Source organism: Arthrobacter sp. E1SS-5 (assembly GCF_057073715.1).
This window is the reverse complement of sequence record NZ_CP172703.1, coordinates 1479610-1492918: the sequence shown is the minus strand read 5'-3', so window position 1 is coordinate 1492918 and position 13309 is coordinate 1479610. Positions and strand designations below refer to the sequence as shown.

At 66.3% G+C, this 13309-nt stretch carries 14 protein-coding genes; 2 read left to right on the top strand and 12 right to left on the bottom strand.

The genetic code is table 11. The features are described 5' to 3' along the window. Window positions 1-30 precede the first annotated feature (30 nt). From ACIGJD_RS06905 to dxr, 7 genes are all read right to left on the bottom strand, one after another. Window positions 31-921, bottom strand: a complete 891-nt coding sequence (locus tag ACIGJD_RS06905; RefSeq protein WP_483689446.1) for a GNAT family N-acetyltransferase — start codon at window positions 919-921, stop codon at window positions 31-33. Beyond that, the gene (gene ispG, locus ACIGJD_RS06900) at window positions 884-2050 is read right to left on the bottom strand and encodes a flavodoxin-dependent (E)-4-hydroxy-3-methylbut-2-enyl-diphosphate synthase (protein WP_142134593.1); all 1167 of its coding nucleotides are present in this window, start codon (window positions 2048-2050) and stop codon (window positions 884-886) included. The genes ACIGJD_RS06905 and ispG overlap by 38 nt, the downstream gene beginning before the upstream one ends. A gap of 34 nt (window positions 2051-2084) precedes the next feature. Continuing rightward, a complete protein-coding gene (locus ACIGJD_RS06895; RefSeq protein ID WP_142134595.1) occupies window positions 2085-2378 on the bottom strand; it encodes a YciI family protein in 294 nt (97 codons plus the stop codon). A 115-nt stretch (window positions 2379-2493) separates the two neighbouring features. Then, a complete protein-coding gene (locus ACIGJD_RS06890) occupies window positions 2494-3039 on the bottom strand; it encodes a hypothetical protein (protein WP_483688874.1) in 546 nt (181 codons plus the stop codon). Beyond that, a complete protein-coding gene (locus tag ACIGJD_RS06885; RefSeq protein WP_483688873.1) occupies window positions 3036-3749 on the bottom strand; it encodes a MarR family transcriptional regulator in 714 nt (237 codons plus the stop codon). The genes ACIGJD_RS06890 and ACIGJD_RS06885 overlap by 4 nt, the downstream gene beginning before the upstream one ends. A gap of 134 nt (window positions 3750-3883) precedes the next feature. Continuing rightward, the gene (locus tag ACIGJD_RS06880; RefSeq protein WP_483688872.1) at window positions 3884-5215 is read right to left on the bottom strand and encodes a M50 family metallopeptidase; all 1332 of its coding nucleotides are present in this window, start codon (window positions 5213-5215) and stop codon (window positions 3884-3886) included. Between the two features lie 17 nt (window positions 5216-5232). Then, window positions 5233-6417 carry a 1-deoxy-D-xylulose-5-phosphate reductoisomerase gene (gene dxr / locus ACIGJD_RS06875; protein ID WP_483688871.1) on the bottom strand — a complete coding sequence of 395 codons (1185 nt, stop codon included), beginning with the start codon at window positions 6415-6417 and terminating at the stop codon, window positions 5233-5235. A 104-nt stretch (window positions 6418-6521) separates the two neighbouring features. Between dxr and ACIGJD_RS06870 the strand changes: the two genes are divergently transcribed. Together ACIGJD_RS06870 and ACIGJD_RS06865 are read left to right on the top strand one after the other, a co-directional pair. Continuing rightward, window positions 6522-7991 carry a lipase maturation factor family protein gene (locus tag ACIGJD_RS06870; protein ID WP_483689445.1) on the top strand — a complete coding sequence of 490 codons (1470 nt, stop codon included), beginning with the start codon at window positions 6522-6524 and terminating at the stop codon, window positions 7989-7991. A 177-nt stretch (window positions 7992-8168) separates the two neighbouring features. Next, window positions 8169-9161: an IS481 family transposase gene (locus ACIGJD_RS06865; RefSeq protein WP_376976646.1), complete on the top strand. Its 993-nt coding sequence runs from the start codon at window positions 8169-8171 to the stop codon at window positions 9159-9161. On the opposite strand, the gene ACIGJD_RS06860 is transcribed toward ACIGJD_RS06865, so the two are convergent. Genes ACIGJD_RS06860 through ACIGJD_RS06840 form a run of 5 tightly spaced genes read right to left on the bottom strand, consistent with a single transcriptional unit; the run spans window position 9158 to window position 13309 of the window. Beyond that, window positions 9158-9997, bottom strand: a complete 840-nt coding sequence (locus tag ACIGJD_RS06860) for an HpcH/HpaI aldolase/citrate lyase family protein (RefSeq protein WP_483688870.1) — start codon at window positions 9995-9997, stop codon at window positions 9158-9160. The genes ACIGJD_RS06865 and ACIGJD_RS06860 overlap by 4 nt on opposite strands. 4 nt (window positions 9998-10001) lie before the next feature. Next, window positions 10002-10523 carry a MaoC family dehydratase gene (locus ACIGJD_RS06855; protein WP_483688869.1) on the bottom strand — a complete coding sequence of 174 codons (522 nt, stop codon included), beginning with the start codon at window positions 10521-10523 and terminating at the stop codon, window positions 10002-10004. Continuing rightward, the gene (locus tag ACIGJD_RS06850; protein WP_483688868.1) at window positions 10520-11302 is read right to left on the bottom strand and encodes a CoA transferase subunit B; all 783 of its coding nucleotides are present in this window, start codon (window positions 11300-11302) and stop codon (window positions 10520-10522) included. Before ACIGJD_RS06850 ends, ACIGJD_RS06855 begins: the two co-directional genes overlap by 4 nt. Beyond that, window positions 11299-12099, bottom strand: a complete 801-nt coding sequence (locus ACIGJD_RS06845) for a CoA transferase subunit A (RefSeq protein ID WP_142135508.1) — start codon at window positions 12097-12099, stop codon at window positions 11299-11301. Before ACIGJD_RS06845 ends, ACIGJD_RS06850 begins: the two co-directional genes overlap by 4 nt. Before the next feature lie 46 nt (window positions 12100-12145). Further along, window positions 12146-13309: an acyl-CoA dehydrogenase family protein gene (locus tag ACIGJD_RS06840; protein ID WP_483688867.1), complete on the bottom strand. Its 1164-nt coding sequence runs from the start codon at window positions 13307-13309 to the stop codon at window positions 12146-12148.

Sequence of the window (13309 nt, the reverse complement as noted above, 5' to 3'; positions counted from 1 at the left end):
AGCACGCGGCAGGCAGCCGGCAATTACCGGCTAGAAGAGGACTGTAGCGAATGTCCCTACCTGGCGGAAGCCCACACGCTCGTAAGTGGACCTGGCCCTGGTGTTGAAACCGTTGACGTAGAGGCTGGTCATCGGGGCAACCTGCTGGGCTTTTTCCACCACTGCCGCCATGTACGCCGCGCTAAGCCCCTGGCCGCGGAAGGCAGGATTCATCCATACCCCCTGGACCTGGGTGACGTCCTCCGTTACTGCACCCAGCTCGGCTTTGAACACCACTTCGCGGGCTTCGTTGAGGTGGACCAGGGAGTGCCCCTGCCTGATGAGGCCCTCCACCCGCCGGCTGTAGAACTCCCTGCCGCCCAGGTAGGGCGAGTAACCCACTTCTTCCTCGAACATGGCGGCGCACGCGGGAAGGATGCGGTCGAAGTCTGCCAGGTCCCCGTGCACCAGGCCCGGGTGGGGCGGTACCCGGGGCGGCCCGTCGATGACCATCAGCGGCTGGTCCGCCCGGACCTCGTGGGCGTGGTGCCCCAGCTCCGTGAGTTCGGCATTGAGTGCCAGCACGGCATCTGCCGGACCGAAAGCGGACGCATACCTGCGCCCGGAACTGTTGGCGGCCTCCGCCACGAGGGGGGCCAAAGCGGGGTCGAGCTGGACCGGAACCAGGTTGGCCCCGGCCCAGCACGCACCCGCCAGGATGCCGTCGTCGAAAACGCCGATGACGCCGGCCCCGCCGCTGGTGGGTGCCGCCGTCCCGGTGCCGCGCAAATGGGCCAGGATGAACACATTGGCCACCGGGTCCTGCTGGGCAAGCGTTGTCAGCGCGGGGGTGTCCTGGCCGTCGAGCGTACGGACAGAGATCCCTGCCGGGTCTGGTGCGTCCCTACGAGACGCTAACCACGGGGCTACCCTTGACAGCATCTTCGCCATCGGCCTCCCCCATCTCTTCCGCGATACGCATAGCCTCTTCGATCAGTGTCTCAACAATTGCGCTCTCGGGAACAGTCTTGATGACCTCGCCCTTAACGAAGATCTGGCCCTTGCCGTTGCCTGATGCAACACCAAGGTCAGCCTCGCGTGCCTCGCCCGGGCCGTTCACCACGCAGCCCATGACCGCCACGCGCAGCGGAATTTCCATTCCCTCGAGCCCGGCGGTGACCTGTTCTGCCAGAGTGTACACGTCCACCTGTGCGCGGCCGCAGGAAGGGCACGACACGATTTCCAGCTTGCGGGGCCGCAGGTTCAGCGACTGGAGAATCTGGTTGCCCACCTTGATCTCCTCCACCGGCGGTGCGGACAGGGACACGCGGATGGTGTCGCCGATCCCCCGCGAGAGGAGCGCGCCGAAGGCGGTGGCGGACTTGATGGTCCCCTGGAAAGCGGGACCGGCTTCGGTGACGCCCAGGTGCAGGGGCCAGTCACCCTTTTCCGCGAGCATCTCGTAGGCGGCCACCATGACCACGGGGTCGTTGTGCTTCACGGAAATCTTAAAGTCGTGGAAGCCGTGCTCCTCGAACAGCGAGGCTTCCCAGACCGCCGACTCGACCAGCGCCTCAGGCGTGGCCTTGCCGTACTTCTTCAGGATGCCCGGCTCCAGGGAACCTGCGTTCACGCCAATGCGGATGGAGGTGCCGTGGTCCTTCGCAGCGGCGGCGATCTCCTTGACCTGGTCATCGAACTTGCGGATGTTTCCCGGGTTCACGCGCACGGCGGCGCAGCCGGCTTCAATGGCCGCAAAGACGTACTTGGGCTGGAAGTGGATGTCCGCAATGACGGGGATCTGGGACTTCCGGGCAATGATGGGCAGCGCTTCGGCGTCGTCAGCGGACGGGCAGGCGACGCGGACGATATCGCAGCCGGACGCCGTCAGTTCAGCGATCTGCTGCAGCGTGGCATTGATGTCCGTGGTGGGCGTGGTGGTCATGGACTGCACGCTGATGGGGTAGTCAGACCCTACGCCTACCGAGCCGACTTTAATCTGGCGCGTCTTGCGGCGGGGGGCAAGGACGGGCGGTGGTGCTGACGGCATTCCCAGGCTGACCGAGGTCACGTGGACTCCTTGAGTTGAAAGGGTAAAAAGGCGGCTACGCGGAAATCCCGGCCAACATGCCGGTTACCGGTGACCATTCCGTGACGCGCGTTCCGGCGATCACACCGGCTCCGGCGAACGGGTCCTGCTTGAGGATCGAATTGAGCGCGGCTTCATCCGTTGCCTTGAAGATCAGCAGGGCACCGACACCGTCACCGTAAGGGCCGCTGGCCACGATGACGCCGTCCTGCGCCAGGTTCCCCGTCCATTCGCGGTGGGCGGGCCGGACCTCGTTGCGGGTTTCAGTGGAGCTGGCGGCATAAACGTACTCAACGGCAAAAACTGTCATACCGCTACCCTATCGCCATGGCCGGCTTGGTACCGTACGCATCGGGCGGGCAGGGCCACTGGCGGGTGCAGCAGGACCACCGGCGCGGCAAAGACCAGCCCGGGCGGCCATGACCTCAGTGCAGGAAGAGGACTTTGGCTGCGGCGGCGGTTCCGGCCGCCCAGAGCATCGATGTCAGCGTCCCAATGATGAAGCGCTCGGCTGCCACCGGCGTTTCCTTCAGCTCGGCGAACCTGCCCAGGCCTTTGATGGCAACGATGTAGGCGATGGCCACGGGCTGCCCGGTAAGGATGGCGAGGCAGACCCCCAGCCGCTCCAGCACGCCAATGATGGCGCCGCCGCGCAGGATGCGCTGGGTGGGGAGCGACGGTCCGGCGGGCGCGGCCGACGGCGGCTGGACAGGCGGGGCGGTCAGCTCACCGTCAACCGCCTGGCCGGCTGCGCCGCCTGCTGTTTCAAGGGCAGCGTCGGGGGACGCAGCGGCGTCATCCACGGTAACATCGGCCGCGGGATCCTGTTCGGCCCCGCGGGCTGCTTCCGCCGCCTTCGCGGCATCCGCCCGGTCATCGATGGTCCGTGCGAGTTTGAACACCAACGCCGTGACCGGCCAGCCGGCGAAGCCGGCCACCACCAGGGCCACTGCCACCCACAGTGCGCTCACCTGTCTCCTTCGTTGGGGTTGTCTGCGTTACGGCCATCTTTCGAGGGGCCGTTAATCTGCGAGTCAGCAATACCAAGAAGCATCGCCGCAGCGGGCCTGGCTGCCCATTCTTCCTGCCATCCGGACCGAAGCACGGTGCGGCTCACCGATTGTTCCGAGATGCCCAGTTCAAGCGCCACCTGTTTCTGGCTTCCATGCCGGCCCGTTCCCAGGCGGCGCAGGGCATCCACCACCCGCCACTGGGCCTCCGTGCGGTCCTGGACAAGCCGGCCGAGCAGCCGGAGCACGGCCTCCGCATTTGCACACGCCTGGTTCCCTTCCCCGGCGGGGACACTGCCGCCGGTCTTTGCCATGATGCCCGGCACCACTGACAACGGCACCTGCGGCCCGGCGGCCTTGGCCAATTCAACCGCTTTGCGGGCGGCGACAAACGCTGTGCCGGTTCCTTCGCGGGGGCTGGCGCCTGGAGCCAGGGAGACGGATCCGAGGCCGATCCCCACGTACCAGCGACCAACGCGGAGTGCATGGAGGGCAATCTCCACCACGGCCGAAGCGTCCGGCACTACTCCCTGGACCTCATCACCTACGGTTCGTTCGAAGAGCGGTTCCCCCGTTCCGGGAAGGTGCAGCGCGGCAATCCCGGCGAGGAGGTCGGGGACGAGGTCCTGGGCGCCGGTACTTCCCCGCTGGTCGATGGTCATGACGAACATACCTCAACCATAGATGGCTGATACCAGCAGATCAATCATATTTGGCTGATATCTGCGAATCAGCCATCATCGGCTGCGGCGGGCGAAAGGAACGCCTCCCCGGCCGGCCGGGGATTCCCCCGACGAAGCCGCGGCTACCCGAAGAGGTTGACCGGCTTGACGATGTCGGCGTAAATCAACAGGACGCTCATGCCCATGAGCAGCGCCGCGACAACGTAGGTGACGGGCAGCAGTTTGGCGATATCGAAGGCTCCGGGATCAGGCCGGCCGCGCAGCTTTGCCACCTTGCGGCGTACGCCCTCATAGAGCGCCCCTGCAACGTGGCCGCCGTCGAGCGGCAGGAGCGGGATCAGGTTGAACACCGCGAGTGCGAAGTTCAGGCCTGCCAGCAGGCCCACGAGGGTTGCCACCCGGGACTGCAGCGGCACGGCCTCCATGGCGGCCACTTCACCTGCCACCCTGCCTACGCCCACCACGCTGATGGGGCCGTTGGGGTCGCGCGGCTCTTCGCTGAACGCGGCTTTGGCCACGCCCACCACGCGGGCGGGGAGGTTGAAGACCACGCCGGCTACCTGGCGGATGTTCTCCCCCGCCATCGGGAGGACGGACGACGCCGGCTGGGGCACCAGCGCCGTTTGCGCACCGATGCCAAGGAAGCCGACGTCCTGGTACTGGAGGTTGCCGGCGGCGTCAGTGGCCTGGCGTCCATCGCTTCCCATCACCGGCCGGGCCGAAAGGACCGGCGTCACTGTGGTGGACACGGGGTTGCCGTCCCGCTGCACAGTGATGGCCACCTCCTTGCCTGCGGAAGCGCGGATCCATTCCGTCAGCTGGCTCCAACTGGTCACTGCTTTGCCGTCAAAGGAGGTGATGGTGTCGTTGGGCTTAAGCCCGGCAGCCGCTGCCGGCGTCAGCTGGCAGTCAGCGGAATTGGGGTCAACGGTTTGGCCGGCGGCCACCTGGCATTTGGACACGTCGGAGATGGTGGTGGTGGCAGTGGCAACCCCAAAGCCCATGAGCAGTACGGCCGTGAACAGCAGGCCGAGGATCATGTTCATGGCGGGGCCGCCCAGCATCACGATGATCTTCTTCCAGACCGGCAGCCGGTAGAACACCCGGTTTTCGTCGCCGGGGCCAACTTCCTCGTGGGCCTGGGAGCGGGCTTCGGTGGCGAGTGTCTGGAACATGCCGGTGCTGGAGGGCCGGACCGAGCCGTCCTCCTTGTTGGGCGGGTACATGCCGATCATGGAGACATAGCCGCCCAGCGGTACGGCCTTGAGGCCGTACTCGGTTTCGCCTCTCCGGCGCGACCACAGCGTGGGCCCGAAGCCAATCATGTACTTGGTGACGCGGACCTTGAAGAGTTTGGCGGGAACAAGGTGCCCCACTTCGTGAAGCGCAATGGACACGGCGATGCCCACCGCCACGAAGACGACGCCGAGGATGAAAAGTAAAACAGGGGTCATGGAGGTGCTGCTGCTTCCTAGAGGCTGCTGACTGCTAAACGTTCGTGGGCGCGGGCGCGTGCCCAGCTTTCAGCATCCAGCACTGATTCCACCGTCAGCCCGGAGGAACCTGAGTGTTCGCTGAGCACGGTATCGATGGTGTCCACAATGTCGGTGAAGCGGATCCTGCCGGCATGGAACGCGGTGACGGCTTCCTCGTTGGCCGCATTGAACACGGCAGGGAACGTGCTGCCCTGCCTGGCCGCATCCTTGGCGAGGCCGACGGCGGGAAACGCCTGTGTGTCCAGCGGCTCGAAGGTCCAGGTGGCGGCCCTGGTCCAGTCGCACGGGCTGGCGGCTTTAGGTACGCGGGCCGGCCAGCCGAGTCCCAGCGCGATGGGCAGCCGCATGTCCGGCGGGGAGGCCTGGGCGATGGTGGAGCCGTCAACGAACTGCACCATGGAGTGCACCACGGACTGGGGATGGACCACGACGTCGATCCGGTCCAGCGGAATATCGAACAGCAGGTGCGCCTCGATGACTTCCAGGCCCTTGTTGACCAGGGTGGCCGAGTTGGTAGTGACCATGACGCCCATGTCCCAGGTGGGGTGGGCCAGGGCCTCCTGCGGCGTCACGCCGTGAAGTTCCTCCCGGCTCCTGCCGCGGAACGGGCCGCCCGACGCAGTCAAAATCAGCTTGTCCACCTCGTCCGCAGCGCCGGAGCGCAGGCACTGGGCAATGGCGGAGTGTTCCGAGTCCACCGGAACAATCTGGCCCTCCGCGGCCGCGGCTTTGACCAGGCTGCCGCCCACGATCAGCGACTCCTTGTTGGCCAGTGCAAGGGTGGCGCCGGACTTGAGTGCCGCCAGCGTGGGGGCCAGGCCGATGGAACCGGTAATGCCATTGAGCACCACATCGGCTTCGACCGACGCGACCTGCGCGGAGGCATCCGGACCGGACACGATTTGCGGCCGGTAGCCGGGACGGCCCGCCGCGGCCGCGGCTTCACGGATCAGTGTTTCCAGCCGGGACGGGTCTCCCCCGGCGATTCCCACGAATGCGGCACCGGTATGGACCGCCTGCCGGGCCAGGAGATCCAGGTTGCCGCCCCCGGCGCTCAGGGCCACCACCTCGAACAGGTGCGGGGCGCCGTCGACGACGTCGATCGCCTGGGTGCCGATGGAACCGGTGGATCCGAGAAGGACGATTCTGCGTGGCTGCATTGGTTAAGTATCCCGCACCCTTCGGCGCCGGCCGTGCGCCCGTCCGCGCCGCTGACCTGCTGCTGCGCCTTGACCCCGGGGTGGCCGGGCGTAACGTGGACTGCGTGGACTGGCTCTCATGGTTTGATGCGCCGGAGTACGAATTCGCCCGGCAGGTGCTGCAACGGGGCGTGGCGGCACTGTACTTCGTGGCGTTCCTGTCCACGCTGAACCAGTTTCCCGCCCTGCTTGGCGAGCGCGGCCTGCTGCCGGTGCCGGAGTTCCTGGCGGCATTTGCCCGGATGCGCCGGCCCACACTGTTCCGGTGGCGGTACTCGGACGGGCTGCTGCGCGGTGTCTGCGCTGCAGGCCTGGTGGTATCGGCGCTGCTCGTGGCCGGGATCCCGCAGATGGGGCCGCCCTGGGTGCCGCTGATCGCATTCCTGGCCCTGTGGCTGCTGTACATGTCCATCGTGAATGTGGGCCAGACGTTTTACGGGTTCGGCTGGGAGATGCTGCTCCTGGAGTCGGGTTTTACGGTGGCCTTCCTCGGTTCCAACCAGACGGAGCCGCCCCGGACCATCCTGATCCTCATCGTGTGGCTGGTGTTCCGGCTTGAGTTCGGTGCGGGGATGATCAAGATCCGCGGCGGCCGGGAGTGGCGGGACCTGACGGCCTTGTACTACCACCACGAAACCCAACCGATGCCAGGGCCGCTCAGCCGGCAGGCGCACCTGTTGCCCAAGCCGCTGCACCGCATCGAGGTGGTGGGCAACCACATTGCCCAGCTGGTGGTGCCGTTCCTGCTCTTCGCGCCGCAGCCCGTAGCCAGTGTTGCGGCCGCCGTCGTGGTGGTCACCCAGTTGTGGCTGGTGGCCAGCGGCAACTTCGCCTGGCTGAACTGGATGGCGATAGTGCTGGCTTTCGCCGCGGTCAGCGATCCCGTGGCGCACGCCGTGATCCCGGCAATCCCTGCCGACTGGGACGCCGCAACGGGCGTACAGCGGGAGACGCCCCTCTGGTGGCTGGCCATCACCCTGGCGGCATCGGTCCTGCTGCTGGCCCTGAGCTACTGGCCGTTGCGCAACCTCTTCTCCCGCCGGCAGCTGATGAACGCCAGCTTCAACCGGTGGCAGCTGGTCAACGCCTACGGCGCATTTGGCTCCGTGACCAAGCAGCGCATCGAAATCGTAGTGGAGGGCACCCTGGACGAAGACCCCGGCGACACCTCCGACTGGCGTGAGTACGGCTTCAAGGGCAAGCCCGGCGATGTCCGCAGGATCCCCAGGCAGTGGGCCCCGTACCACCTGCGCCTTGACTGGCTGATGTGGTTCCTGCCGCTGCGCAGCGTGCACGAGGAATGGTTTTACGCTTTCCTGGCAAAGCTGCTGGCGGCGGACCGGCAAATGCTGCGGCTGCTGCGGCATGACCCGTTCGACGGCGCCGCGCCCCGGTGGGTGCGCGTGCGCAGCTTCCATTACCGCTTCGCCAGCCGGAAGGAGTTCCGCGGCACGGGAAACCGCTGGGTGCGGACCTTGCTGTACGAACCCATCCCGCCCACATCCCTGCGTCGGCCGCAGGGAAGGCAGCGCTAGTTGCTCCCCTGGACCAAACCTTTGGCGCCGAAACCCTTCCGCTGGGCTAAATGTACTGCCCAGGGACGTTGGTTCGGTGAATGTGATGACTCGCTGGAGTCGTTGAGCCAAAGGTGAGGACCTCCGGTTGCACAGTGGAGTTGCTTAGACAACCGCTGCAGCGACCAGGAGGTCCTCATGTCCCACGCTAATGCCGCTTTGACTCCACGCCAACGTTTACGCGTCGCGCGTCTGGTCGTGGACCATGGCTGGCCGGTATCCCGGGCTGCCGAGCAGTTCAACTGCTCCTGGCCGACCGCGAAACGGTGGGCGGCCCGTTACGCCGCGATGGGTGAGGCAGGTATGGCTGACAGGTCCTCCCGCCCTTACAGGGTGGCGAACCGGACGCCGCAGCAGCTGGTGCGCAAAGTTGTGCACCTGCGCTGGAAGCAGCGGCTGGGCCCGGTCGCGATCGGAGCGAAACTGGCCATGCCGGCCTCGACGGTGCACGCGGTCTTGGTCCGGTGCCGACTGAACCGCCTTCATCACGTGGACAAGCGCACCGGAGAAGTCATCCGCCGCTACGAACACGAGACTCCCGGAGCGATGATCCATGTCGATGTGAAGAAGCTCGGCAATATCCCCGACGGCGGCGGCTGGCGTTACGTCGGCCGGCAGCAAGGAGGCCGGAACCGGGCAGGAACCCCGGACAAGCCGCGCAGCAGAAACCGCGAGCCGCTGATCGGGACCGCCTATGTCCACACGGTCATCGACGACCACTCCAGGGTCGCCTACGCAGAGATCCACAGCGACGAAACAGCGGCCACCGCAGTAGCGGTCCTGCAAAGAGCTGTATCCTGGTTCGCTGCCCGCGGCGTCACCGTCAAACGGGTCCTCTCCGACAACGGGGCGGCCTACAAATCACATCTCTGGCGCGACGCCTGCCGCGAGCTGGACATCAGGGCAAAGAAGACCCGGCCCTACCGCCCCCAGACCAACGGAAAGATCGAACGCTTCCACCGAACCCTCGCCGACGGATGGGCATTCAAACGCTTCTACGCCACCGAATCAGCCCGCAGAAACGCCCTCCCGGCATGGCTGCACCACTACAATCACCACAGGCCCCACACCGCAATCGGAGGCCACCCGCCCATCAGCCGCTTAATCAACCTGCCTGGGCAGTACAGCTAAACCTTCTGTGCCGCCCGCCGGATGATCTCCTGGGCATGCTTCAGGATGGGGCCGTCGATCATTTTTCCCTCGTGCCGGAACACTCCGGACCCGGCCGACTCCGCGGCAGCCAGGAGTGCCTGGGCGGCGGCAACTTCGTCGTCGGACGGTGCATAGGCCTTGCGGACCACCTCCGCCTGGCTCGGGTGGATGCATGCCTTGGAACTGAAGCCCGAGGCGACCGCGTCGGCCGCCTCGGCCGCCAGCCCGTCAAGGTCGGGGATGTTGGTATAGACGGCGTCCACGGCTTCCTTGCCGAACGCCCTGGCCGCCACCAATACCGAAGAGCGGGCGTGCAGCGCAACAGCCCGGTAGCCGCCGTCGTCCGTCCTGCTGGAAGTCCCGCCAAGCGTGGCCAGCAGGTCCTCCGCCCCCCACATGAGGCCCACCACGTTGGGCGCGGCGGCGATGGCCGGGGCGTTGAGCACGCCAAGGGCCGTCTCGCACAGTGCGATCACCTGGTACCCCTCAAGGGCCTTGAGCTGTTCTGCGGACTCGGCCTTGGCCAGCATCACGGTGCGGTAGGGCGTGTGGGCCAGGCAGTGCAGGTCCTTTTCGAAGTCTTCGGTTCCCACGGGATTGACCCTGACGATAGTGCAGCTGGGTTCCAGTTCCGGTTCCACCCCCGTGGTTCCCAACTGGGCCAGGATGGCGCCGCGGGCGCGCTGTTTGTCGGCAGGCGCCACCGCGTCTTCCAGGTCAAGGATCACGGCATCGGCCCGGGCGGCAGCCTTTTGGTAGCGCTCCGGCCGGTCGGCGGGGCAGAACAGCAGGGCGGGGCCCATCACGAAAGTCATAAGGCTATTCTCCGATGTTCTGGACGTTTTGCATGTCCTGGTACGCGTCCCGCGTCCACATCAGGCAGCTGCGCGTGGCCCGGGCCACCACGGTTCCATCCTGGTTGCGGCCGGTGTGTTCCATGGTCACGATCCCCTGGCCCGGGCGCGAGGCCGAAAGCCGCCTGCCGGTGATGACGGTCTCCGTGTAGAGCGTGTCGCCGTGAAAGAGCGGGTGCGGGAAGGACACATCCGTCAGGCCCAGCTGGGCGATGATGGTCCCCTGGGTCAGCTGGGTGACGGACTGGCCCACCATGGTGGCAAGGGTGAACATCGAGTTCATCAGCCGCTGGCCGAAGGGCTGCCCCGCGCTCCAGGCCGCGTCCAGGTGGAGGGCCTGGGTGTTCATGGTGAGCGTGGTGAACAGGACGTTGTCGGCTTCGGTCACCGTGCGCCCCGGGCGGTGGGCATACACCACGCCGTCCTCCAGTTCGTCGAAGTACAGCCCGCGCTGCTCGACGACCCGCCTGCCGCCGTCGCCCGTCATACCGTGAGTTCCCGGTCTTCCTCGAACAGGTCGGCGCCGGTGGCGGCCACCACGTCTTCCACGGAGACGTTGGGGGCTAGTTCCTGCAGGACCAGCCGCGACGAGCCGCCATCCTTGACGACGTCGATGACGGCCAGGTCTGTGATGATCCTGTCCACACAGCCTTTGCCGGTCAGTGGCAGCGAGCATTGCTGGACGATCTTGGGTTTGCCGTTGCGGTCAACGTGCTCCATCATCACAATCACCCGCTTGGCCCCGAACACCAGGTCCATGGCCCCGCCCATGCCCTTGACCATCTTTCCGGGAATCATCCAGTTGGCCAGGTCGCCGTTGGCGGCCACCTCCATGGCGCCCAGCACGGCCACGTCCACGTGGCCGCCCCGGATCATGCCGAAGGAGGTTGCGGAGTCGAAGAACGCCGCGCCCCTGTTGACGGTCACCGTTTCCTTGCCGGCGTTGATCAGGTCCGGGTCCAGGGCATCTTCGGCAGGATAAGGTCCGACGCCGAGGATTCCGTTCTCGGAGTGCAGCACCACTTCCACCCCGTCCGGGATGTAGTTGGGGATCAGGGTGGGCATGCCGATTCCCAGGTTCACGTACTGTCCGTTCCGCAGTTCCCTGGCCACCCGGGCGGCCAGCTCGTTGCGGTTCCAGCCTTTCGTTTCAGCGGGCGATGTTGAATCGCCCGGGCCGGAGTGCTGCTGGGAGCCTGCGCGCCGGTATTCCGGCCGTACGGCTTCCGGCCGTGGAGCTTCGGGGCTGTTGGGATCCATGGTCATGCTCCTGCCTCCTGGTTGCTGCCGGCTGTTCCGCTTGAAGACGGGGCGGTCAGTGCCACGGTCCGCTTCTCAATGCGCTTTTCCCCGTTCTGCGCCAGGACCACGCGCTGGACGAAGATACCGGGGGTGTGGATGTGTTCGGGGTCCAGTTCGCCCGGTTCCACCAGTTCCTCCACCTCGGCGATGGTGATCTTGCCGGCCATGGCACACAGCGGGTTGAAGTTCATGGCCGTGGCGTGGAAGACAAGGTTGCCGTGGCGGTCGCCCTTCCACGCGTGCACCAGGCCGAAGTCCGGGGTAAGGGACTCCTCCAGGACGTAGTCGACGCCACCGAACGGGCGCACTTCCTTAGGGGCTGAGGCAACCGCGATGCCTCCGTTGGCGTCGTACTTCTGCGGCAGGCCGCCGTCGGACACCTGCGTGCCTACCCCCGCCTTGGTGTAGAACGCCGGGATGCCGGCGCCGCCGGCGCGCAGTTTCTCGGCCAGCGTGCCCTGCGGGGTAAGCACCACCTCAAGCTCGCCGGCAAGGTACTGCCGGGCGAACTCCTTGTTTTCGCCCACATAGGAGCTGATGGTGCGGCGGATGCGACCGTCCCGGAGCAGGATGCCAAGCCCCCAGTCGTCAACGCCACAGTTGTTGCTGACGGTTTCCAGGTCCGTTGTGCCGGCACGGTGCAGGGCGTCGATCAGGGCCACCGGGATCCCGCAGAGGCCGAACCCGCCCACGGCAAGCGAAGCACCGTCGGGGATATCCGCCACGGCCTCGTCAGCGCTGGCAACAACCTTGTCAATCATCATTGATCCTTTCGGCCGGCTTACGTACCCTGCGGCAGGCGCAGGGCTAAAGTCCCAGTTCGCGGGCGATCAGCATCAGCTGGACCTCCGTGGTGCCCTCCCCCACTTCAAGGATCTTGGAGTCGCGGTAGTGGCGTGCCACAGTGAACTCGTTGATGAAGCCATAGCCGCCGAATACCTGGGTGGCATCCCGCGCGTTGTCCATGGCTGCCTCGCCTGCGACCATCTTAGCGATGGCCGCCTGGGTCTTGAACGGCTTACCGGCCAGCATCCGGGCGGCCGCGTCGTAGTAGGCCAGGCGGGCGGTGTGGGCCCGCGCCTCCATCCGTGCGATCTTGAAGGAGACCGCCTGGTACTTGCCGATTTCGTGGCCAAAGGCGCGGCGCTCGCGGGCATACCTGACCGACAGGTCCACGCAGCCCTGCGCCGCGCCGGTTGCCAGGGCGGCGATGGCGATCCGGCCCTCGTCTAGGATGGACAGGAAGTTGGCGTAGCCGCGCCCCTCGGTGCCCAGCAGGTTTTCCTCCGGCACCCGGACGTCCTTCAGGGTGAGGGGGTGGGTGTCCGAGGCGTTCCAGCCCACCTTGTTGTAGGGCTTCTCCGCCTTGAAGCCGGGGGTGTCCGTGGGCACCAGGATGGTGGAGATCTCCTTTTTGATGCTGCCGTCTTCGCGTTCCTGCTGCCCCGTGACGGCCGTGACGGTGACCAGGCGCGTGATGTCGGTTCCGGAGTTGGTGATGAACTCCTTGTTGCCGTTGATCACCCAGTTGCCGTCCTCGCGCCTGGCATGGGTCTTGGTACCGCCGGCGTCCGAGCCTGCCTCCGGCTCGGTGAGCCCGAACCCGGCGAGCGCCTGGCCGGATGCCAGCATGGGCAGCCACTCCTGTTTCTGCGCCTCGGTGCCGAACCGGTACACGGGCATGGCGCCCAGGGAGACGCCGGCCTCCAGGGTGATGGCCACCGACTGGTCAACGCGGCCCAGTTGTTCCAGCGCGAGGGCCAGGGCGAAGTAGTCCCCGCCCATGCCGCCGTACTCCTCCGGGAACGGCAGCCCGAACAGGCCCATCTCGGCCATCTGCTTCACCACTTTGTAGGGGAAGCTGTGCTCTTCGTCGTGCTTTGCCGAGACCGGGGCAACCACGTTGTCCGCGAAGTCGCGCACGGTGTCGCTGAGGTCCTGGTATTCCTCGGTAAGTTCGAAACCGGTCAT

Coding starts and splice junctions, on each gene's coding strand:
- ACIGJD_RS06905 (WP_483689446.1), bottom strand. CDS start 921: ATGCTGTCAAGGGTAGCCCCGTGGTTAGCGTCTCGTAGGGACGCACCA.
- ACIGJD_RS06895 (WP_142134595.1), bottom strand. CDS start 2,378: ATGACAGTTTTTGCCGTTGAGTACGTTTATGCCGCCAGCTCCACTGAA.
- ACIGJD_RS06885 (WP_483688873.1), bottom strand. CDS start 3,749: ATGTTCGTCATGACCATCGACCAGCGGGGAAGTACCGGCGCCCAGGAC.
- ACIGJD_RS06880 (WP_483688872.1), bottom strand. CDS start 5,215: ATGACCCCTGTTTTACTTTTCATCCTCGGCGTCGTCTTCGTGGCGGTG.
- dxr (WP_483688871.1), bottom strand. CDS start 6,417: ATGCAGCCACGCAGAATCGTCCTTCTCGGATCCACCGGTTCCATCGGC.
- ACIGJD_RS06865 (WP_376976646.1), top strand. CDS start 8,169: ATGTCCCACGCTAATGCCGCTTTGACTCCACGCCAACGTTTACGCGTC.
- ACIGJD_RS06860 (WP_483688870.1), bottom strand. CDS start 9,997: ATGACTTTCGTGATGGGCCCCGCCCTGCTGTTCTGCCCCGCCGACCGG.
- ACIGJD_RS06855 (WP_483688869.1), bottom strand. CDS start 10,523: ATGACGGGCGACGGCGGCAGGCGGGTCGTCGAGCAGCGCGGGCTGTAC.
- ACIGJD_RS06850 (WP_483688868.1), bottom strand. CDS start 11,302: ATGACCATGGATCCCAACAGCCCCGAAGCTCCACGGCCGGAAGCCGTA.
- ACIGJD_RS06845 (WP_142135508.1), bottom strand. CDS start 12,099: ATGATTGACAAGGTTGTTGCCAGCGCTGACGAGGCCGTGGCGGATATC.
- ACIGJD_RS06840 (WP_483688867.1), bottom strand. CDS start 13,309: ATGACCGGTTTCGAACTTACCGAGGAATACCAGGACCTCAGCGACACC.